Origin of the sequence: Pseudomonas sp. FG1 (genome assembly GCF_034313875.1) — a bacterium.
In the GTDB taxonomy this organism is placed as follows: Bacteria; Pseudomonadota; Gammaproteobacteria; order Pseudomonadales; family Pseudomonadaceae; genus Aquipseudomonas; species Aquipseudomonas veronii.
This window is the reverse complement of the sequence record NZ_JAVIWP010000001.1, coordinates 6,650,688-6,671,243: the sequence shown is the minus strand read 5'-3', so window position 1 is coordinate 6,671,243 and position 20,556 is coordinate 6,650,688. Positions and strand designations below refer to the sequence as shown.

General features: G+C 62.0%; 15 protein-coding genes. 10 read left to right on the top strand and 5 right to left on the bottom strand.

Annotation, left to right across the window (positions count from 1 at the left end; genetic code table 11):
* The first annotated feature begins 113 nt into the window (after positions 1–113).
* Positions 114–1,262, top strand: a complete 1,149-nt coding sequence (locus tag RGV59_RS30710; protein WP_057004578.1) for a pyridoxal phosphate-dependent aminotransferase — start codon at positions 114–116, stop codon at positions 1,260–1,262.
* Entirely contained in the window at positions 1,250–2,041 is a 792-nt protein-coding gene (locus RGV59_RS30705; RefSeq protein ID WP_017846169.1) for an amidohydrolase, read from the top strand. The genes RGV59_RS30710 and RGV59_RS30705 overlap by 13 nt, the downstream gene beginning before the upstream one ends.
* 170 nt (positions 2,042–2,211) lie before the next feature.
* On the opposite strand, the gene leuA is transcribed toward RGV59_RS30705, so the two are convergent.
* The 4 genes from leuA to RGV59_RS30685 all read right to left on the bottom strand — a co-directional run bounded on the left by leuA (position 2,212) and on the right by RGV59_RS30685 (position 7,340).
* A complete protein-coding gene (leuA, locus tag RGV59_RS30700; RefSeq protein WP_017846168.1) occupies positions 2,212–3,891 on the bottom strand; it encodes a 2-isopropylmalate synthase in 1,680 nt (559 codons plus the stop codon).
* A gap of 323 nt (positions 3,892–4,214) precedes the next feature.
* Positions 4,215–5,036 (bottom strand): M23 family metallopeptidase, encoded by an 822-nt coding sequence (locus RGV59_RS30695; protein WP_017846167.1) that lies wholly within the window; start codon positions 5,034–5,036, stop codon positions 4,215–4,217.
* Positions 5,037–5,039: 3 nt separating this feature from the next.
* Positions 5,040–6,419: an exodeoxyribonuclease VII large subunit gene (gene xseA / locus RGV59_RS30690; protein ID WP_322247140.1), complete on the bottom strand. Its 1,380-nt coding sequence runs from the start codon at positions 6,417–6,419 to the stop codon at positions 5,040–5,042.
* A gap of 30 nt (positions 6,420–6,449) precedes the next feature.
* The gene (locus RGV59_RS30685) at positions 6,450–7,340 is read right to left on the bottom strand and encodes a LysR family transcriptional regulator (RefSeq protein WP_126585455.1); all 891 of its coding nucleotides are present in this window, start codon (positions 7,338–7,340) and stop codon (positions 6,450–6,452) included.
* Positions 7,341–7,439: 99 nt separating this feature from the next.
* On the opposite strand from RGV59_RS30685, the gene RGV59_RS30680 reads away from it, so the two are divergent.
* The 4 genes from RGV59_RS30680 (at position 7,440) to guaA (ending at position 12,262) form a co-directional block, all read left to right on the top strand.
* Entirely contained in the window at positions 7,440–8,207 is a 768-nt protein-coding gene (locus RGV59_RS30680) for a sulfite exporter TauE/SafE family protein (RefSeq protein ID WP_126585454.1), read from the top strand.
* Between the two features lie 136 nt (positions 8,208–8,343).
* Positions 8,344–8,892: a sugar ABC transporter ATPase gene (locus tag RGV59_RS30675; RefSeq protein WP_322247139.1), complete on the top strand. Its 549-nt coding sequence runs from the start codon at positions 8,344–8,346 to the stop codon at positions 8,890–8,892.
* Between the two features lie 240 nt (positions 8,893–9,132).
* A complete protein-coding gene (gene guaB / locus RGV59_RS30670; protein WP_017846162.1) occupies positions 9,133–10,602 on the top strand; it encodes an IMP dehydrogenase in 1,470 nt (489 codons plus the stop codon).
* A gap of 82 nt (positions 10,603–10,684) precedes the next feature.
* Positions 10,685–12,262, top strand: a complete 1,578-nt coding sequence (gene guaA, locus RGV59_RS30665) for a glutamine-hydrolyzing GMP synthase (RefSeq protein ID WP_046382186.1) — start codon at positions 10,685–10,687, stop codon at positions 12,260–12,262.
* Between the two features lie 156 nt (positions 12,263–12,418).
* Here guaA and treR read toward each other — a convergent pair whose 3' ends face one another.
* Positions 12,419–13,123, bottom strand: coding sequence for a trehalose operon repressor (gene treR, locus RGV59_RS30660; protein ID WP_017846160.1), 705 nt, complete (start codon positions 13,121–13,123; stop codon positions 12,419–12,421).
* A 238-nt stretch (positions 13,124–13,361) separates the two neighbouring features.
* Between treR and treP the strand changes: the two genes are divergently transcribed.
* The 4 genes from treP to ptsP all read left to right on the top strand — a co-directional run bounded on the left by treP (position 13,362) and on the right by ptsP (position 20,554).
* Positions 13,362–14,804, top strand: coding sequence for a PTS system trehalose-specific EIIBC component (gene treP / locus RGV59_RS30655; RefSeq protein ID WP_046489811.1), 1,443 nt, complete (start codon positions 13,362–13,364; stop codon positions 14,802–14,804).
* Positions 14,805–14,921: 117 nt separating this feature from the next.
* Complete coding sequence (treC, locus tag RGV59_RS30650) at positions 14,922–16,568, top strand: alpha,alpha-phosphotrehalase (RefSeq protein ID WP_126585453.1); 1,647 nt, start codon at positions 14,922–14,924, stop codon at positions 16,566–16,568.
* 111 nt (positions 16,569–16,679) lie between these two features.
* Entirely contained in the window at positions 16,680–17,900 is a 1,221-nt protein-coding gene (locus RGV59_RS30645; protein WP_026139927.1) for a maltoporin, read from the top strand.
* Between the two features lie 122 nt (positions 17,901–18,022).
* Positions 18,023–20,554 (top strand): phosphoenolpyruvate--protein phosphotransferase, encoded by a 2,532-nt coding sequence (gene ptsP / locus RGV59_RS30640; protein WP_126585452.1) that lies wholly within the window; start codon positions 18,023–18,025, stop codon positions 20,552–20,554.
* Positions 20,555–20,556: the final 2 nt, after the last annotated feature.

Genomic DNA, 20,556 nt, shown 5'->3' with positions numbered 1-20,556 from the left:
TCCGACCTCGCAAAAAGGGCTCTTTACGGGCCCTTTTTTGTGCGCGGTGGTTTGCGCCTTGACCCGATGCAGTTGGCAGCTTAAAACTTGCGGTTCACCTGCAGGGGCCTCCGATGATCAACAGCAAGCTGCCAAATGTCGGCACGACCATTTTCACCACCATGTCGCAACTCGCTGCCGAAACCGGCGCGCTCAACCTGTCCCAGGGCTTCCCTGACTTCAATGGCCCGCAGGGTTTGCTCGATGCCGTGGGCAAGCATGTCGCCAGCGGCCATAACCAATACGCACCGATGACCGGCCTGCCAGCCCTGCGCCAGCAAGTGGCGGCCAAGATCGCGCGCAGCTATGGCGCCACGGTCAGCCCCGACAGCGAAGTGACGATCACGCCCGGAGCCACGGCGGCGATCTTCTGCGCGATCCAGGCGGTGATCCGCAGCGGCGATGAGGTCATCGTGTTCGACCCGTGCTACGACAGCTATGAGCCTTCGGTCGAGTTGGCCGGCGGTCGCTGCGTGCATGTGCAACTGAACCTGGAAAACTTCAGCCTCGACTTTGAAAAGATCCAGGCGGCGTTGTCTGCGCGCACGCGCATGATCATCCTGAACACGCCGCATAACCCCACCGGCGCACTGATCAGCCGCGCCGAGCTGGACCTGTTGGCGGCCTTGATCCGCGACCGCGATATCTACCTGGTCAGCGATGAGGTCTACGAACATCTGGTGTTTGACGGTGTGCCTCATGTCAGCGTGCTGGCCCACGAAGAACTGTATCAACGTGCGTTCGTGGTCAGCTCCTTCGGCAAGACCTATCACGTCACCGGCTGGAAAACCGGCTACGTGGTCGCGCCACCGGCGCTGACCGTCGAATTGCGCAAGGTGCATCAATATGTCAACTTCTGCGGCGTGACCCCGCTGCAGTACGCGCTGGCAGACTTCATGGCCGAACACCCGGAACACGTCGAAGAACTGCCGGCCTTTTACCAGGCCAAGCGCGACCTGTTCTGCGACCTGTTGACGCCGTCGCGTTTCAGCTTTACCCGGGTCACCGGTACTTACTTCCAACTGGTGGATTATTCAGCGATTCGCCCAGACCTGGATGACGTCGCCATGTCGTTGTGGATGACCCGCGAGCATGGCGTAGCGACGATCCCGGTTTCGGTGTTCTATCAGCATCCACCCCAAGGCCAGCGCCTGGTGCGCCTGTGCTTTGCCAAACGCGAGGAGACGCTGCAACAAGCAGCTGAGAAACTATGCGTGATCTGAATGCACTACCCGACCTGAACATCGCCCTGGTCCAGACCAGCCTGGCCTGGCACAACCGCCAGGCCAACCTCGATCACTTCGAACTGTTGCTGGAACAGGCCCGTGGCGCCGACCTGATCATCCTGCCGGAGATGTTCACCACCGGTTTCTCCATGGACTCGGCCACCCAGGCCGAACCGGAAAATGGCCCGACCCATCGCTGGCTCCAGAGCCAGGCGGCGAAGTACAACGCGGTGATCACCGGCAGTGTGATCATCCAGGCCGCCGACGGCAGCCACCGCAACCGTCTGTTATGGGCGCGGCCGGACGGCGAGGTGCTGCATTACGATAAGCGCCACCTGTTTCGCATGGCCGGCGAGCACAATCACTACACGCCTGGCGAGCGCCAGGTGCTGTTCGAGATAAAGGGCTGGCGTATTCGCCCATTGATTTGCTACGACCTGCGCTTTCCGGTGTGGAGTCGTGACGCCCAGGACACCGACCTGCTGCTGTACACGGCCAACTGGCCGGGGGCGCGACGCCAGCATTGGAACCGGTTGCTGCCAGCGCGGGCGATCGAGAACCTGTGTTATGTGGCGGCGGTGAATCGGGTGGGTACCGACGGCAAAGGCTTCGCTTATACCGGGGATAGCCAGGTGCTGGATTTCCAGGGTGAGAGCCTGTTGAGTGCGGGGGAGGCGGACGGGGTGTTTACGGTGTGCCTCAAAGCGGATGAATTGGCGGCTTACCGCAGCAAATTTCCGGCGAACCTGGATGCCGATACTTTTCAGTTTGTCTGACAGACCGCTATCGCGGGCAAGCCCACTCCCACATTCGAGCCGAACACGGTCAAAATGTGGGAGTGGGCTTGCCCACGATGAGGCCCCGACAGACCACACACATCCAAAGCCCAACAAAAAAGGCCCCTGAGTTCTCACCCAGGGGCCTTTTGCATGTCAGCGCTCAGTGTTTACGCCGCTTTCGCTTCCAGATGGCTCAGCGAGCGGTTCAGGGCGCTGAATACCGCCTTGAAGCTGGCCGTGGTGAAGTTTTCATCAATGCCCACGCCATGCACCGGACGCTCACCGTTCACTCGCAGCTCGATGTAGGCCGCAGCCTTGGCGTTGGTGCCGGCACCGATCGCGTGTTCGTTGTAGTCCATGATTTCCACGCCAATCGGCAGGCTGGCGACCAGGGCTTCGAGCGCACCGTTGCCCTTGCCGTGCCAGTGCAGGTTGGTTTCGCCCTGGCCTTTGCCCGAGACTTCCACTTCCACGGTGCTGTTACCGTTTTCTTCCTGCAGACGATGGCTGACCAGCGCGTAGGGCGTGTTGGCTTGCAGGTATTCACGCTGCAACAGCGCGTGAATCTGCGAAGCGCTCATCTCCAGGCCCACGCGGTCGGTTTCGGCCTGAACCACTTGGCTGAACTCGATCTGCATGCGACGCGGTAAGCTGATGCCGTATTCCTGCTCCAGCAGGTAGGCGATGCCGCCTTTGCCCGACTGGCTGTTCACCCGGATCACCGCCTCGTAGCTGCGGCCGATGTCGGCCGGGTCGATCGGCAAGTACGGCACTTCCCACAGGGCGTCGGGTTTCTGCTGGGCGAAGCCCTTGCGGATTGCGTCCTGGTGGGAGCCGGAGAATGCTGTGTGTACCAGGTCGCCGACATACGGGTGACGTGGATGCACCTGGATCTGGTTGCATTCCTCGACCACTTTGCGCACGCCGTCGATGTCGGAGAAGTCCAGTTCAGGGTTCACGCCCTGGGTGTAGAGGTTCAACGCCACGTTGACCAGGTCGACGTTACCGGTACGCTCGCCGTTGCCGAACAGGCAGCCTTCGACACGGTCGGCGCCGGCCATCAGGCCCAATTCGGTGGCGGCTACGCCGGTGCCACGGTCGTTGTGGGTGTGCAGGCTGATGATCACGCTGTCACGACGGTTGACATGACGGCCGAACCACTCGATCTGGTCGGCATAGATGTTCGGCGTGGCGCATTCAACGGTGGCCGGCAGGTTGAGGATCATCTTGTGCTCGGGCGTCGGGTTCCACACCTCGATCACTGCGTCACACACTTCCTTGGCGAATTCCAGCTCGGTGGCGCTGAAGGTCTCTGGCGAGTATTCGAACGTCCACTGGGTTTCCGGCTGCTGGGCGGCGTATTTGACGAACAGTTTGGCCGCGTTGACCGCGATGGCCTTGATCCCGTCCTTGTCCTGGTTGAACACGATGCGACGGAAGGACGGCGAGGTGGCGTTGTACAGGTGGACGATGGCTTTTTTCGCGCCGCGCAGGGATTCGAAGGTGCGCTCGATCAAGTCTTCACGGCCCTGGGTCAGCACCTGGATGGTGGTGTCCTCGGGGATGTGGTTGCCTTCGATCAGGGTGCGGACGAAGTCGAAGTCGGTTTGCGAAGCGGCCGGGAACGAGGCTTCGATTTCCTTCACGCCGACGGCGACCAGGGTCTTCCAGAAGCGCAGTTTTTTCACTGCATCCATCGGTTCGATCAGCGACTGGTTGCCATCACGCAGGTCGGAGCTGCACCAGATCGGCGCGGTGGTGATGGTTTTCGACGGCCAGGTGCGGTCCGGAATATCGATGGTCGGAAACGCGCGGTACTTCGAAGACGGGTCTTTGAGCATGCTCATCGGGAAATCCTTTGGTGGAAGGGCCGAAAAAGGGCGGCCTGCCGGAAAACTGTTATGGGGTATAAAACAAGGGACGAGGCAGATCGATTCAGCCTGGCAGTCGTGCGCTGACAAGGCACAGGCTGCGGTGCTGGCGGAGCAAAATGAGTGTGTGAGAGGTTTTCATAAGTTCAACCCTAACCGCCGGGGTGAAAGATGGCAAGTAGTCCAGAAAAATTGAGATAAGTTCTTCTGTGGGCGTAGGAAACGAGATTTTATGCTTGGTAAATAGTCTGAGGCTGGTTTTAATTGCGCAGCCTCTATCGGCTGCGCAATCGAGTCGGTCAAGGTTGAAATGCGCCGATAAAGATCGCGGGATCCACCCGTGCATCGTTCAGGCTGACATTCCAGTGCATATGCGGCCCGGTCGCGCGACCCGTCGCGCCGACCTTGCCCACCACCGCGCCGCGTGCCAGTTGCTGGCCCGCACTGACATCGATCTTCGACATATGGCAGAACATGCTGATAAAGCCCTGGCCGTGGTCGACGAACACGGTGTTGCCGTTGAAGAAGTAGTTGCCGGTGAGGATCACCTTGCCCGCCGCCGGGGTCTTGATCGGTGTGCCGGCGGGGACGGCGAAATCCAGGCCGGAATGCGGATTGCGTTCTTCGCCGTTGAAGAAGCGACGCACGCCGAACTTGCTCGACAGCGGGCCGTTGACCGGTTTGTCCAGCAGCAGGTTGCTTGGCAGGTTAGGGCTGAAACGGCGGTAAGCCTTGATCTGCACCGCCAGCTCGGCTTCGATGCGCTTGAGTTGCGCCGGGGCGGGGTTGACCTGGCTTTTGTTCTTCAGGGTGATGCGCTGTTCCGGGTACTGCTTGTAGCCGACGATAAACGGCAGGTTGCGCCCGCCGCTGCTGATGCGTTCGTTGCCCGGTTTGACCGTCAACGGAATGCCGACAATCGCCAGCCAGTTGGCCTGCTCCTTGACCACCAGGACCGGCTTGCCCTGGTAGGTGGCTTTCGGCGCGGCCGCCGCGGGGCCCAGGTCGACGACGGCCACACCGCCGGGCACCGGCTTGTTCAAGGCCCGGATGATGAAGCTGTCGGCGTGGGCGTTGACGGTCAGGCACAGCAGCATCAACAGGCTGAAAAAACGTGGCATCGATCAATCCAATAACGAAAGGGTGACGGGTGTCAGGTGGTTGTCTTCCACCCGCACTTGCAATTGGCCTTCACCGAGGCGCGCAGTCAGGCGCTGGCCGGTGTGGGTCTGCGCGGCATTGCGAATCGCATGACCGCGCTCGTCGAGCAGGATGCTGTAGCCGCGGCCGAGAGTCGCCAGCGGGCTGACCACTTGCAGCGTCTGCACCTGGCTTTGCAGTTGCAGGCGGCGCGCCTTGAGGCCTTCGCGCATGGCGCGGGGCAGGCGTTCGGCGAGGCTGTCCAGGCGTTGGCGCAGCAAGGCCAGTTGGCGCCCGGGGTGTTGGCCGGCGAGGCGGGTTTCCAGGCGGATCAAGCGTTCGCGGCGGGTGTTGAGGCTGCGTTCGAAAGCGCGGCGCAGGCGCATGTCCAGGTCATCCAGGCGCTGGGCCTGTTGGCGCAGACGTTCGCCGGGGTGGCGCAGGCGGCGGGCCATGCCTTCGAGGCGCAGGCGGTCGTGGCTCAGCCGGTTGCGCATCAGCATCACCAGGCGGCGGTGCAGGCTGTCGACCTGGCGCACCAGGTTGCTGGCGTCCGGAGCGAGCAGTTCTGCGGCGGCAGACGGTGTCGGCGCGCGCACGTCGGCGACAAAGTCGCTGATCGACACATCGGTCTCATGGCCGATGGCGCTGACGATCGGCGTCACGCAAGCATCCACCGCCCGGGCCACGGCTTCTTCGTTGAAGCACCAGAGGTCTTCCAGCGAGCCGCCGCCACGGGCCAGGATCAATGCGTCGAAGCCACGCGCGTCGGCCAGCTTCAGCGCGCGCACGATCTGCGCCACCGCTTCGCGGCCCTGTACGGCCGTGGGGATCAAGGTGAGTTGCACCTGCGGCGCGCGGCGGCGGAACACGCTGATGATGTCGCGGATCACCGCGCCGGTCGGCGAGCTGATAATGCCGATGCGCTGCGGATGGGCCGGCAACGCCACCTTGCGGTCGGCGCTGAACAGGCCTTCGGCGCTGAGTTTTTCCTTCAGCGCATCGAAGGCCAGGCGCAGCGCGCCATCGCCGGCGGGCTCGACAGTGTCGAGGATCAGTTGATAGTCGCCACGGCCCTCGAACAGCGAGACCTTGCCGCGCACTTTCACCGCCAGGCCGTCCTTCAATGCCTGGCGCACCCGCGCGGCGTTCTGCCGGAACAGCGCGCAACGCACTTGGGCGCCGCTGTCCTTGAGGGTGAAGTACACATGGCCGGAAGCCGGGCGGGCGAGGTTGGAGATCTCGCCTTCGACCCAGATATTGGTGAACACGTCTTCCAGCAACACCCGCGCACGGCCGTTGAGTTGGCTGACAGTCAGGACCTCGCGGTCCAGGCCCAGGCGGGCGAACGGATCTTTAATCATGGAGAGGGATCTTTAATCATGGGCGGCAGTTTATAGGCATTCGCGCAAGGTTTGGCAGAATTGCTCCACCAACGCGCTCGGTGTGTGCGGGCAGGCCAGGGCCACGGTACTCAGGCAGTCCGGGTCGGTCAGGGGTAAAAAATGCACGGCGGCCGGGGCGATGTCCTGCATCGATTTTGGTAACAAGGCGATACCGAAGCCGGCCTGGATCAACTGCAACTGCGTGGTCTTGCGCGACATGACCCGTGCAGCCTTGGGGAAAAATCCGGCACGCATGCACAACTCGGCCGACAGATAGCTCAGCCCGCCGCGCTGGGGGTGGGGGACCGAGATAAACGCTTCGTCCTTGAGTTGGGCCAATTCGACCGGTGCCTGGCAGCGGGCTAGCGCGTGGTTCGGCGGTACGGCCAGCAGTAACTGCTCGCTGTATAAAGGCACCACACGCACGCCTTCGCGCTGGCGTAGCACCGGCAGGCGCAGTAGGCCGACGTCCAGGCGACCGTCGGCAATTTCTTCGAGTTGGGCTTCGGAGGACAGTTTGGCGATATCCATCGATACGCCGGGGCAGCGCTCCAGCCAGGTGCTGATGCCGCGCAGCAGCGCGCCGCTCATCGGCACGGTGCTCGAATGGCTCAAGCGCAGGGTGCCGACCTGGCCGTTACCCACTTGCGTCGCCATCTCGCTGGCCTTGTGCAGTTCACTCAGCAGATTGCGCGCCCGCGGGTAGAAGGCTTCACCGGCGGCGGTCAGCCGAGGCAGGCGCGCGGTGCGTTCGAACAATGGGGTGTGCAGTTGGTTTTCCAGTTCTTTGATCTGCCGGCTCAGGGCCGATTGCGCGACAAACAGGCGCTCGGCGGCGGCGCTGAAGCTGCCGCTGTCGGCGATTTCGACGAAGTAGCGCAGTTGGCGGGTGGAAATCACGCGTCATGCCTTTTCGAGATGTGTGGAGGGCTTTGAAGATATTAGTCGCAACTCTCACCCATGGCTAAAGTGATGCACCTCTCTTTCAAGGAATTGCCCATGAGCCCGGTTGAGCTGATGAGTCAGTGGTCGTTTGGCGGTACAGATTGGCTGGTGATCGGCCTGGGCGTTGCCGTGGCCTATATCGTGTTTGGCATCGCCGGGTTCGGTACGGCGCTGGTGGCGGGGCCGATCCTGCTTATATTCATGCCGCTGTCGAAGGTCATCCCGCTGCTGGTGTTGCTGGATTTCATCGCGGCCTTCGGCAACCTGCTGCAATCGCGACGGGATGTGAACAAGCCGGAGCTGTTGCGACTGCTGCCGTGCATGGCGATCGGTTGCACCCTGGGCGTGGTGTTTTTGCTCAACCTGCATTCGGATCTGTTGCTGTTGTTGATGGGGCTGTTTATCAGCGCCTACGCGATTTACACCTTGGCGGTGAAGGCCCGGCCGGCGCAACTGGCGGCGGGCTGGGCGGTTCCCATGGGCACCGTCGGCGGTTTGTTCGGTGCGTTGTTCGGCAGTGGCGGCTTTCTATATGCGATCTACTTGAGCAGTCGTTTGCCCAAGGACGCCGCGCGCGCCACGCAAAGCGCGTTGATCAGTTGCAGCACCGTGGTGCGCCTGAGCCTGTTCCTGATCGCCGGGGTGTATGCCGACATGCCGCTGTTGCTGCTGGCGTTTTGCCTGCTGCCGGCGATGGCCCTGGGGTTGTGGTGTGGGCGGCGGCTGACGTTGCGCATGTCCCGTGAGGCGTTTGTGCGATTGGTCACGTGGCTGGTGCTGGCCAGTGGCATTGCCTTGATTGGGCGGTACCTGAGTACTTGACCTGTGTCGGGCAGGGATTAAGCTGCCTGCCTTCAGGGCTTCTTCGCGAGCAAGCCCACTCCCACAGTCGATCGCATTGCAAGGTGGGAGCCGGGCTTGCCCGCGACGGCGCCAGACGTCATACCGCAGGGCTCCCATGAATTCCCAAAGCATCCTTGTCCCGAAAATCTCCACCTTGCCCGTCCACGAACCCCGTGCCCGGGCGATCGTGCGCTGGCTGGTGCGCAAGAACATCATCAAGGAAGAGCTGACCACCTGCGGGTGCACCGGCAACCGCATGGCCTACGCCCTGGCCGACGGCGCCCGCGCCGTGGTGCTGCACCCGGATGCGCTGCCGTTCAACGAACCCGTCAATGGCCTGGAAATCATCTACAAGCGTTGCATCTATACACCGGCCAAGGGCTTTCTCGAAGAAGCCGGCTGCCCGGAATGCCTCAAGGAAATCGGCGAGGCGCTGTTCGACAGCCTGGAAGAGTGGATGCCCGGCCACACCGACAACTTCACCTGCCCGCTGTGTGGGCATGAGGATGACATCAACGGTTTTCTGTTCCTGCAGGAATGTGGGTTTTCCAACCTCGGATTCATCTTCAACAACTGGGCGGAGGCGGGGTTCAAGCAGAGCTTTATCGACGAATTTGCCGATTGGTTGGACCAGAAGATCAGTTGGGTCAAAGTCGAGTTGTAGGCTGCAAGTTCAACCCATTGTAGGAGCGAGCTTGCTCGCGAAAATCGTCAACGATAATCCGGGTGGTCTGGTTAAACGCGGTGCCTTGGTGTTCTTCGCGAGCAAGCTCGCTCCTACAGAAAAGCAGCATCTTTTCTCCATCTATCAGTATTACCAAGTTTGTCAGAGTTTTACGTTGAGACCTGAGGGGTGTCTGAGTATAATGGCGCGCTTCCATTTTCCCGCTCGGGAGCCCCCGCGATGCTGCGTATCAGCCAAGAAGCTCTGACATTCGACGACATTCTCCTAGTGCCCGGTTATTCCGAGGTGCTTCCTAACGAAGTCAGTCTCAAGACCCGCCTAACCCGTGGCATCGAGCTGAATATTCCCCTGGTTTCCGCTGCCATGGATACCGTCACCGAAGCCCGTCTGGCCATCGCCATGGCTCAGGAAGGCGGTATCGGCATCATCCACAAGAACATGACCGTCGAGCAGCAAGCTGCCGAAGTGCGCAAGGTCAAGCGTTATGAAGCCGGTGTGGTGAAAGATCCGATCACCATCGACGCTGACGCCACCGTGCGCGACCTGTTCGAACTGACCCGTCTGCACAACATATCCGGCGTTCCGGTGCTGCACAATGGCGACCTCGTCGGCATCGTCACCTCCCGTGACGTGCGTTTCGAGAACCGTCTTGAAGTCACCGTCCGCGAAGTGATGACGCCTAAAGAGCGTCTGGTCACGGTCAAGGAAGGCGCCAACAAGAACGACGTGCGCGAATTGCTGCACAAGCACCGCATCGAGCGCGTGCTGATCGTCGACGACAAATTCGCCCTCAAGGGCATGATGACCGTCAACGACATCGAAAAAGCCAAGGCTTACCCGCTGGCCAGCAAGGATGACCAAGGTCGTCTGCGTGTCGGCGCGGCAGTCGGCACCGGTAAAGACACTGGTGATCGCGTAGCGGCCCTGGTTGCTGCCGGTGTGGACGTGGTGGTGGTCGACACCGCCCACGGTCACTCCAAGGGCGTGATCGACCGCGTTCGCTGGGTCAAACAGAATTTCCCTGAAGTCCAGGTGATCGGCGGCAACATCGCCACCGGCGCTGCCGCCAAGGCCCTGGCCGAAGCGGGCGCGGATGCGGTCAAGGTCGGTATCGGCCCTGGCTCGATCTGCACCACGCGTATCGTCGCCGGCGTGGGCGTGCCGCAAATCAGCGCCATCGCCAACGTCGCCGAGGCCCTCGAAGGCACGGGCGTTCCGTTGATCGCCGACGGCGGTATCCGGTTCTCCGGTGACCTGTCCAAGGCCATCGTCGCCGGTGCTTCCTGCGTGATGATGGGCTCGATGTTCGCCGGTACTGAAGAAGCCCCGGGCGAGATCGAACTGTTCCAGGGGCGTTCGTACAAGGCTTACCGCGGCATGGGTTCGCTGGGCGCCATGTCCCAGGCGCAAGGTTCTTCCGACCGTTACTTCCAGGACTCTTCGGCAGGCGCCGAGAAACTCGTTCCGGAAGGCATCGAAGGCCGTGTGCCGTACAAAGGCACCCTGAGCGCGATCATCCATCAACTGATGGGCGGCCTGCGTTCCTCGATGGGCTACACCGGTAGCGCCAACATCGACGAAATGCGTACCAAGCCAGAGTTCGTGCGGATCACCGGCGCCGGTATGGCCGAATCCCACGTCCATGACGTGCAGATCACCAAGGAAGCGCCAAACTACCGCGTAGGTTGAGGCTTCCAGCATAAAGTTAAGTAACCGGGGCTGTCTTATTCAGCCCCGAGTTGTTTCTGATTCATTAGACGAGACTGATCTCATGGCCCTCGACATTCACGCCCACCGTATCCTGATCCTCGATTTCGGTTCCCAGTACACCCAACTGATCGCCCGTCGCGTGCGTGAAATCGGTGTGTACTGCGAACTGCATCCGTTCGACATGGACGACGCAGCGATCCGCGAATTCGCACCGAAAGGCGTCATCCTCGCCGGCGGCCCCGAGTCGGTACACGAAGCCAACAGCCCGCGCTGCCCGCAAGCCGTATTCGACCTGGGCGTGCCCGTGTTCGGTATCTGCTATGGCATGCAGACCATGGCCGAGCAGTTGGGCGGCAAGGTTGAAGGTTCCGAGCTGCGTGAATTCGGTTATGCCCGTGTCGACGTGGTCGGCAAGAGCCGCCTGTTGGACGGCATCGAAGACCACGTCGACGCCGACGGCCTGTTCGGCCTCGACGTGTGGATGAGCCACGGTGACAAAGTCACCAAGATGCCGCAAGACTTCCACATCCTGGCCAGCACCCCGAGCTGCCCGATCGCCGGCATGTTCAACGACGAGCGTGGTTACTACGGCGTGCAGTTCCACCCGGAAGTGACCCACACCAAGCAAGGCGGGCGCATCCTGTCGCGCTTCATCCTCGACATTTGCGAGTGTGAAGCCCTGTGGACCCCGTCGAAAATCGCTGAAGACGCCATCGCCAACGTGCGTGCCCAGGTCGGCACCGACAACGTCCTGCTCGGCCTGTCCGGCGGCGTTGACTCCTCCGTGGTTGCCGCGCTGCTGCACAAGGCCATCGGTGATCAACTGACCTGCGTATTCGTCGACAACGGCCTGCTGCGCCTGCACGAAGGCGAGCAAGTGATGGCCATGTTCGCCGAGAACATGGGCGTCAAGGTGATCCGCGCCAACGCTGAAGATCAGTTCCTGAACAACCTGGCCGGCGAGTCCGACCCGGAGAAGAAGCGCAAGATCATCGGCCGCACCTTCATCGACGTATTCGATGCCCAGTCCAACAAACTGGACAACATCAAGTACCTCGCCCAAGGCACCATCTACCCCGACGTGATCGAGTCGGCTGGCGCCAAGAGCGGCAAGGCCCACGTGATCAAGTCCCACCACAACGTGGGTGGCCTGCCCGAGGAAATGAACCTCAAGCTGGTCGAACCGCTGCGTGAGCTGTTCAAGGACGAAGTCCGCCGTCTCGGCCTGGAACTGGGCCTGCCCTACGACATGGTCTACCGCCACCCATTCCCGGGCCCGGGCCTGGGCGTGCGGATCCTCGGTGAAGTGAAGAAGGAATACGCCGACCTGCTGCGTCGCGCCGACCACATCTTCATCGAAGAACTGCGCAAGGCCGACTGGTATCACAAAGTCAGCCAGGCGTTCGTAGTGTTCCAGCCGGTGAAATCGGTGGGCGTGGTCGGCGACGGCCGTCGTTACGCCTGGGTCGTGGCCCTGCGTGCGGTGGAAACCATCGACTTCATGACCGCCCGTTGGGCACACCTGCCTTACGAACTGCTGGAAACCGTCAGCGGCCGTATCATCAATGAAATCGAAGGCATCTCGCGTGTGACGTATGACGTGTCGAGCAAGCCGCCGGCGACGATTGAGTGGGAATGATCCTGCCCTAGCAGGTGGATGCTGAATAACAGAACCCCGGCCATATGCCGGGGTTCTGCGCATCTGAAACACGATAAATCAAACGCCGCAGCAAAAGTGTGGGAGCGGGCTTACTCGCGATAGCGGCCCGCGGCCACGTTTGAGCTTCGCTCGGCCTTAGCGCCGCGCAATATCCGAAAAGTAGAACTTATCCAACGTATGCCGCGACTCGGTGTACTCGAACTGCCGCCCGTCCTGCAGAAACGTCTGGTTGCTTACCACGATCACATGGCTTTGCCCCTCAAGGTCGAGGTGTGCCTGGTCGTCTTTGCCGCGGGGCAGGGCTTCGATGGTGCGTTGGGCGTAGCTGATGTGCAACTGCAACGTCTGTTCGATGAAGGCGTAGATCGACTGCTCGGCGATGGTGCGGTCCAGGCCGGGGATCAGGTCGGCGACGAAGTGGTTGATGTCGAGGATCACCCGTTTGCCGCCGATGCGCCGCACCCGTTTGATACGGGTGATCAGGGTGCCGGGTTCGGCCTCGATATGCTGCAGCAGCGAACCTTCCAGCGGGAACTGGGTGAATTCGACGACGTCGGTGTGGACGTCATCGCCCAGGTCGGCGTGGGTTTCGTGGAAGCTGACGATGCCGCCCAGTTGGAACTCGATGGGGTTGGGCGATAACACAAACGTGCCTTTGCCATGGATTTTCTGCGCAAACCCACGCTCCTGCAGCTGCTCGATGGCCCGCCGCACGGTGCCACGACTGGCCTGGTAGGCATCCATCAGTTCGGTTTCAGAGGGAAGACGGGTGCCGCGTTGCAGGCGTTCGGTGGTGATGTTGGCAAGCAGATCGGTATAGATCTGGTTGTATTTGCTCATGGGGATGGCTCTGTGCCGCGTTTGCGTTCAAGGCAGGAACCTTAGTGGCACGGCTGGGGTTTGTCCATTGGGCCCATGGAAATCTGTGGGCTGTGGCGGGGCCTGATCCAGAAAAAATAGACAATATGTAACTCGTACAGACGAGTTGTTGCTTTAACTCGTCTGTACGAGTACTTTTGCCTTCGGCGTGCTGCCAATGACTGCCCCCCAAATAAAAAAATCAAAGTGGAAACCAAGCATGAGCCACGACTATTCGAACATCGCCCGCGAAATTCTCGAGCACCTCGGGGGCCGCGACAATCTTGAGCAAGCCGCCCATTGCGTGACCCGCCTGCGCCTGGCGCTCAAGGACCCGAGCCTGGTGAACGGCAGCGCGTTGAACCAAGTCGACCTGGTCAAGGGCTCGTTCTTTACCGGTGGCCTGTTCCAGGTGGTGATCGGCCCCGGCGAAGTGGAAAAGGTCTACGCCGCCCTGCGCGAACAGACCGGCCTCGCCGCCGCCACCATCGCCGACGTCAAGAAGAAGGGCGCCGACAAGACCAACGCCATGCAGCGTCTGGTGCGGGTGTTCTCCGATGTGTTCATGCCGATCCTGCCCGCGTTGATCATCGCCGGCCTGTTGATGGGCGTGAACAACCTGATGGGCGCCAAGGGCATGTTCATCGAGGGCAAGACGCTGCTGGAGGCCTACCCGAACCTGGATGGCCTGTGGAGCCTGATCAACCTGATGGCCAACACCTCGTTCGTGTTCCTGCCGGCGCTGGTGGGCTGGTCGGCGGCCAAGCGTTTTGGCGGCAGTGAAATCCTCGGCATCGTGCTTGGCCTAATGCTGGTCCACCCGGACCTGCTCAACGCCTGGAACTACGGCAAGGCGGTGGCCGGCCTCGATGGCCAGAGCCTGCCGTACTTCGATATTTTCGGATGGTTCAAGATCGAGAAAGTTGGCTACCAGGGGCAGATCCTGCCGATCCTGATGGCGGCGTATGTGATGAGCGTCATCGAGAAATGGCTGCGCGCGCGGGTGCCGAATGCCATCCAACTGTTGGTCGTGCCGATCACCACCATCGTCGTCACCGGCGTGCTCGCGCTGGCGATCATCGGCCCGGTGACCCGTCACCTCGGCATCCTGATCACCCAGGGCGTGGTCACGCTGTTTGACCTGGCGCCGATGCTCGGCGGGGCGATTTTCGGTCTGTTGTATGCGCCGCTGGTGATCACCGGTATGCACCACATGTTCCTGGCGGTGGACCTGCAACTGATCTCCACCCAGGGCGGCACGTTTATCTGGCCGATGATCGTCATGTCCAACCTGGCCCAGGGCAGCGCCGCGCTGGCGGTGTTCTACATGGCGCGCAATGCGCGGGACAAAAGCATGGCCTCGACTTCCGCTGTCTCCGCGTATTTCGGCATCACTGAACCGGCGATGTTCGGCGTGAACCTGCGCTTCAAGTTCCCGTTTTATGCCGCGCTGCTGGGCTCGGCACTGGGCAGCATTTTCCTGTCGCTGAACAAGGTGCAGGCCTCGGCCATCGGGGTCGGCGGCTTGCCCGGGTTTATCTCGATCATGCCGCATGCCATCCCGATGTTTGTGATCGGGATGGTCATCGCGATGGTCGTGCCGTTTGTTCTGACCTGTGCATTGAGCATGAAGATCGTGCGGCCTGGGTATCGGGTTGCCTGAATTACCGCGTTCGCGAGCAAGCCCGCCCCACAGTTGAATGCGTTCCCCCTGTGGGAGGGGGCTTGCTCCCGATGAGGCCCGAGCGGCGGGTACACAATTTTACTGAAGGAACCCACCATGCAAAACTGGCAACACTCGGTGATCTACCAGATCTACCCCAAAAGCTTTCACAGCCACGCGGGTAACGCCACCGGTGACCTGCTGGGTATCGTGGACAAACTCGACTACCTGCAATGGCTGGGCGTCGACTGCCTGTGGATCACCCCGTTCCTGCGCTCGCCGCAGCGCGACAACGGCTACGACATCAGCGACTACTACGCCATCGACCCGAGCTACGGGACCATGGCCGATTGCGACCAACTGATCAGCGAAGCGGCCAAGCGCGGCATCAAGTTGATGCTCGACATCGTGGTCAACCACACCTCCATCGAGCACGAGTGGTTCCAGCAGGCGCGCAGCAGCCTCGACAACCCGTACCGCGACTTTTACATCTGGCGCGACCAGCCGAACAACTGGGAATCCAAATTCGGCGGCTCGGCCTGGGAATACGAAGCGCAAACCGGCCAGTACTTCCTGCACCTGTTCGATCACACCCAGGCCGACCTGAATTGGGACAACCCCAAGGTGCGCGCCGAGGTGTTCAAGCTGATGCGTTTCTGGCGCGACAAAGGCGTCGGCGGTTTCCGCCTGGATGTGATCAACCTGATCTCCAAGCCCGCCGATTTCCCCGAGGACGCCAGCGACGGTCGGCGTTTCTACACCGACGGTCCGAACGTACACGCGTACCTGCAGGAAATGCACCGCGAAGTCTTCGCAGGCCATGACCTGATCAACGTCGGCGAGATGTCATCCACCAGCCTGGAACACTGCATCCGCTACTCGCGGCCGGAGTCCAAAGAACTGTCGATGACCTTCAACTTCCACCACCTGAAAGTCGACTACCCGAACCTGCAGAAGTGGGTGAAGGCCGACTTCGATTTCCTGCAGCTCAAGCAGATCTTTTCCGACTGGCAACTGGGCATGCAGGCCGGCGGTGGTTGGAACGCGCTGTTCTGGTGTAACCACGACCAGCCACGGGTGGTCTCGCGCTTTGGGGATGACGGTGAGCATCGTGTGGTCTCGGCCAAGATGCTCGCCACGGCGCTGCACTTCCTGCAGGGCACGCCGTATGTGTACCAGGGCGAGGAGTTGGGCATGACCAATCCGGGATTCGACACGATCGAGCAGTACCGCGATGTCGAAACCCTCAACATCTACCGCCTCAAGCGCGATGCCGGTGAGTCCGAGGCGTCGAGCATGGCGGCGATTATGCAGAAGTCGCGGGACAACGGGCGCACGCCGATGCAGTGGAATGCTCGCCAGCATGCCGGTTTCAGCAGCGGCGAACCGTGGATCGGCATCCCGGCCAACGCGGCGCAGATCAACGTCGACAGCCAACGGGATGACCCGGATTCGGTGCTGCATCACTACCGCAGCCTGATCGCCTTGCGTCGCCAGGAGCCGCTGATTCAAGACGGCGTTTACCGCGAACTGTTGCTGGGCCACCTCCAGGTCTGGGCCTACCTGCGCGAAGGCCATGGCGAGCGCCTGCTGGTGCTGAACAACTTCTACGGCAAACCCTGCGAAATCCAGCTGCCCGATCACGTCCTCAACGCCGCTACCCGACAACGCCTGCTGATCAGCAACTACCCCGCTTGCCAGGTCAGCACGGGCCCGCTGCTGTTGCGGCCTTACGAATCCTTTGTGCTGCACCTCAAGGACTGACGGCTGGAACGTCGTTGCAACTGCCCCGCGCGACGCGAAGCAGAAGGTCAATTCCCGGTGTGGGAGCACCGGGCGCTTCACACAAACATAATAAAAATATCGGAGTACTTCATGAAAACAACAATAAAGCTGGGCCTCGTTGCATCGTGTCTGAGCTTGCCGTTCGGCGCTCAGGCCCTGGAGTTTGCCGGTTACTTGCGTAGCGGCGCGGGGACGTCGACCGGCAGTGGCAAGCAGCAATGCTTCCAACTACCGGGCGCGCAATCCAAATACCGGTTGGGCAACGAATGCGAACAGTACGCCGAACTGGAACTGCGCCAGGACCTGCTGACCCTCGACGACGGCTCCGTGCTCAGCGTCGACGCCATGGCTTCGCTCTACAACAAGTACGACCGCGCGCTTAAATTCCAGGGCGAAGACAACGGCTCGGCGCGCATGCCGCAGATGTATGCACAGTGGTCCAACCTGCCCAGCCTCAACGGCGGCTCGCTGTGGGCGGGGCGGCGTTACTACAAGCGTAACGACATCCATATCTCCGATTTCTACTACTGGAACCAGAGCGCCACGGGCGGCGGCATCGAGGATGTGCTGATTGGCGACCTGAAATACAGCTACGCGCTTTCGCGCAAGGACAACCTGTACCAGAAGGAATACGCCACGCGTCACGACTTCAACGTGGCCGGCTTCAAGACCAACCCCGGCGGCGAGCTGGAACTGGGCTTGAGCTACATCGAAAAAGCCGGTGGGCGTGATGCCAACAGCGGTTGGGCGCTGACCGCGCAACATGTGCAAAAACCTTTCCTTGGCGGCAAGAACAAGTTCGCCCTGCAGTATGGCGAAGGTCCCGGCACCGGCCTTGGCTACACCGGCAATACGGCCCTGGATAACAGCAGCAAAAGCTACCGCGCCGTGGAGTTTTTCGACTGGCAGGTGACCCCGCGTTTCGGTGGGCAGATCGAGGCCGTGTACCAGAAAGACATTCGCCCCGGCAGCCAGGACCAGACCTGGATGTCCATCGGTGTGCGCCCGGCCTATGCCATCAGTGAACAGTTCAAACTGGTCACCGAGCTTGGTCATGATCAGGTCGACGCCACCGGCGGTACGCGCAAACTGAGCAAATTCACCTTCGCCCCGACCTGGTCGCCCAAAGGCCCGGATTTCTGGGCGCGCCCGGAAGTGCGTCTGTACTACACCTATGCGAGCTGGAACGCAGCGGCCAAACGCGCGGCGAATGAGCTGGCGGCTGGGTCGGCATTGTCTGACACCGGCGCCTACGGCACCGCGCGGCATGGCTCGAATGTCGGTGTGCAAGTCGAGTACTGGTGGAAGTGAATCTTCGGATGTAGACAGGCTTAAATGTGGCAGGGGGCAAGCCCTTCCCACATTTGATCTTTGTCACCTCGGGATGTGTATCCACCCAATGATTTTTACAGAACAAAACAGCAGGTGAAGTCATGACCGCAACTCAACCCCTGGAATTGCTTGCGCCCTTGTCGGGCGTGCTGCTGGCACTGGACAAGGTCCCCGACCCGGTGTTCTCCAGCCGCCTGATCGGCGACGGCCTGTGCATCGACCCGACCTCGCAGACCCTCTGCGCACCGTTGGCCGGGGTGATCAGCAATATCCAGAACACTGGCCATGCGGTGAGCATCACGGCTGACAATGGCGTCCAGGTGCTGCTGCATATCGGCCTGGACACCGTGAACCTGGCGGGCAAGGGGTTCAGCCGTTTGGTCGGGGAAGGCCAGCGGGTGGAGGCCGGGCAGCCGTTGATCGAGTTCGACGCCGACTACGTAGCGCTCAATGCCCGGAGCCTGTTGACCTTGATGCTGGTGGTCAGCGGCGAGCCGTTTGCGCTGCTGGCGTCGGACAGCGGCCCGGTCACGCTGGGCCAGCCGCTGGTGCGCCTGTCGCCAGGCGAGGCGGCTGAAACCGAGGACGAAGAGGAGGGCGACGCACTGTTCTCCAAACCGTTGACGTTGCCCAATGCCAACGGTTTGCACGCGCGCCCGGCGGCGGTGTTTGCCCAGGCGGCGAAGGGGTTCGACGCCAGTATCTACCTGCACAAGCAAACCCAGAGCGCCAACGCCAAGTCGCTGGTGGCGATCATGGCACTGCAAACCGTGCAGGGCGACACCTTGCAGGTGAGCGCGGCGGGAGAGGATGCCGCCGCAGCGATCAAGGCGTTGGTGGCGCTGTTGGCCGAGGGGTGCGGCGAGAGCGTCGCGGCGCCGGTCGAGGACGTCGAACCGCGTGTGTCGCTGGCGTCCACGAGCCTGCTGCGGGGCGTGTGTGCGTCGCCGGGCTCGGCGTTTGGCCAGGTGGTCCAGGTGGCAGAGCCGGCGCTGAGCATTCCCGAAACGGGCGGCGGCGAAGCACTCGAACGCGCGGCGTTGGACCGTGGCCTGCACGCCGCTACCGAGGCCTTGCAGAGCTTGCAGGCCAAGGCGGTCGGCAGTGCCCAGGCGCAGATCTTCCGCGCCCATCAGGAACTGCTCGAAGACCCGACCCTGCTGGAGCAAGCCCACGACCTGCTGGCCGTCGGCAAAAGCGCCGCCTTTGCCTGGAACAGCGCCACGCTCGCCACCGCCCAACTGTTCCAGGGCCTGGGCAATGCCCTGCTCGCCGAACGTGCGGCGGACCTGGCCGACGTCGGCCAGCGCGTGCTGAAACTGATCCTCGGCATTCACGACCGCGCCTGGGAACTGCCTGAGCGCGCGATCCTGATCGCCGAGCAACTGACGCCGTCGCAGACCGCCAGCCTCGACACGCACAAGGTGCTCGGGTTCGTCACCGTCGGCGGCGGGGCGACCAGCCACGTCGCGATCCTCGCCCGGGCGCTGGGGCTGCCGGCGATTTGCGGGGCGCCGCCGCAGGTGCTGGCGTTGGCTGACGGTCGGCAAGTGTTGCTGGACGCCGACAAGGGCGAGTTGCACCTGGACCCGGACCTGGCCGAGATCGAGCAATTGCAGGCCACCCACCGGGAGCAAATAGTGCGGCGCCAACGCGACGTCGCGCAGGCACGCCTGGCGGCCATCACCCGCGATGGTCATCACGTCGAAGTCACGGCCAACGTCGCGTCGCTTCAGGAGGTCGAGCAATCCCTGAGCCTGGGCGGCGAAGGCGTGGGGCTGCTGCGATCAGAGTTTCTGTACCTGGACCGCCATCGCGCACCGAGCCCCGAGGAGCAAGCCGGCACCTACAACGCCATCGCTCGCGCCCTGGGCCCGGAGCGCAACCTGGTGGTACGCACGTTGGATGTCGGCGGCGATAAGCCGTTGGCCTATGTGCCGATGGATGCCGAGACCAACCCGTTCCTGGGCTTGCGCGGTATTCGTTTGTGCCTGGAGCGCCCCGAGTTGTTGCGCGAACAGTTCCGCGCGATCCTCGCGAGTGCCGGGTTGACGCGGCTGCACATCATGCTGCCGATGGTCAGCCTGCTCTCGGAGCTGCGCCTGGCGCGCACGATGCTTGAAGAGGAAGCGTTGGCGCTGGGGCTCACCGAGCTGCCGAAGCTGGGCATCATGATCGAAGTGCCGTCCGCGGCTTTGATGGCGGACGTGTTCGCGCCCCATGTGGACTTTTTCTCCATCGGCACCAACGACCTGACCCAATACACCCTGGCGATGGACCGCGATCACCCGCGCCTGGCCAGCCAGGCCGACAGCTTTCACCCGGCGGTGCTGCGTCTGATCGCCACCACCGTCAAGGCCGCCCATGCCCATGGCAAGTGGGTTGGCGTGTGCGGGGCGCTGGCGTCTGAAGCGTCGGCGGTGCCGGTGTTGATCGGGCTGGGGGTGGACGAGCTGTCGGTCAGCGTACCGCTGATCCCGACCATCAAGGCCACCGTGCGCGAGCTGGACCTTGCGGACTGCCAGATCATCGCCCATCAGGTGCTCGGCCTTGAAGAAGCCGCGCAGGTGCGCGAGGCCTTGCGCCTGTACCACGCGGCCACCGTTGAAACCTCACCTGTCGTGGAGCACTGAGC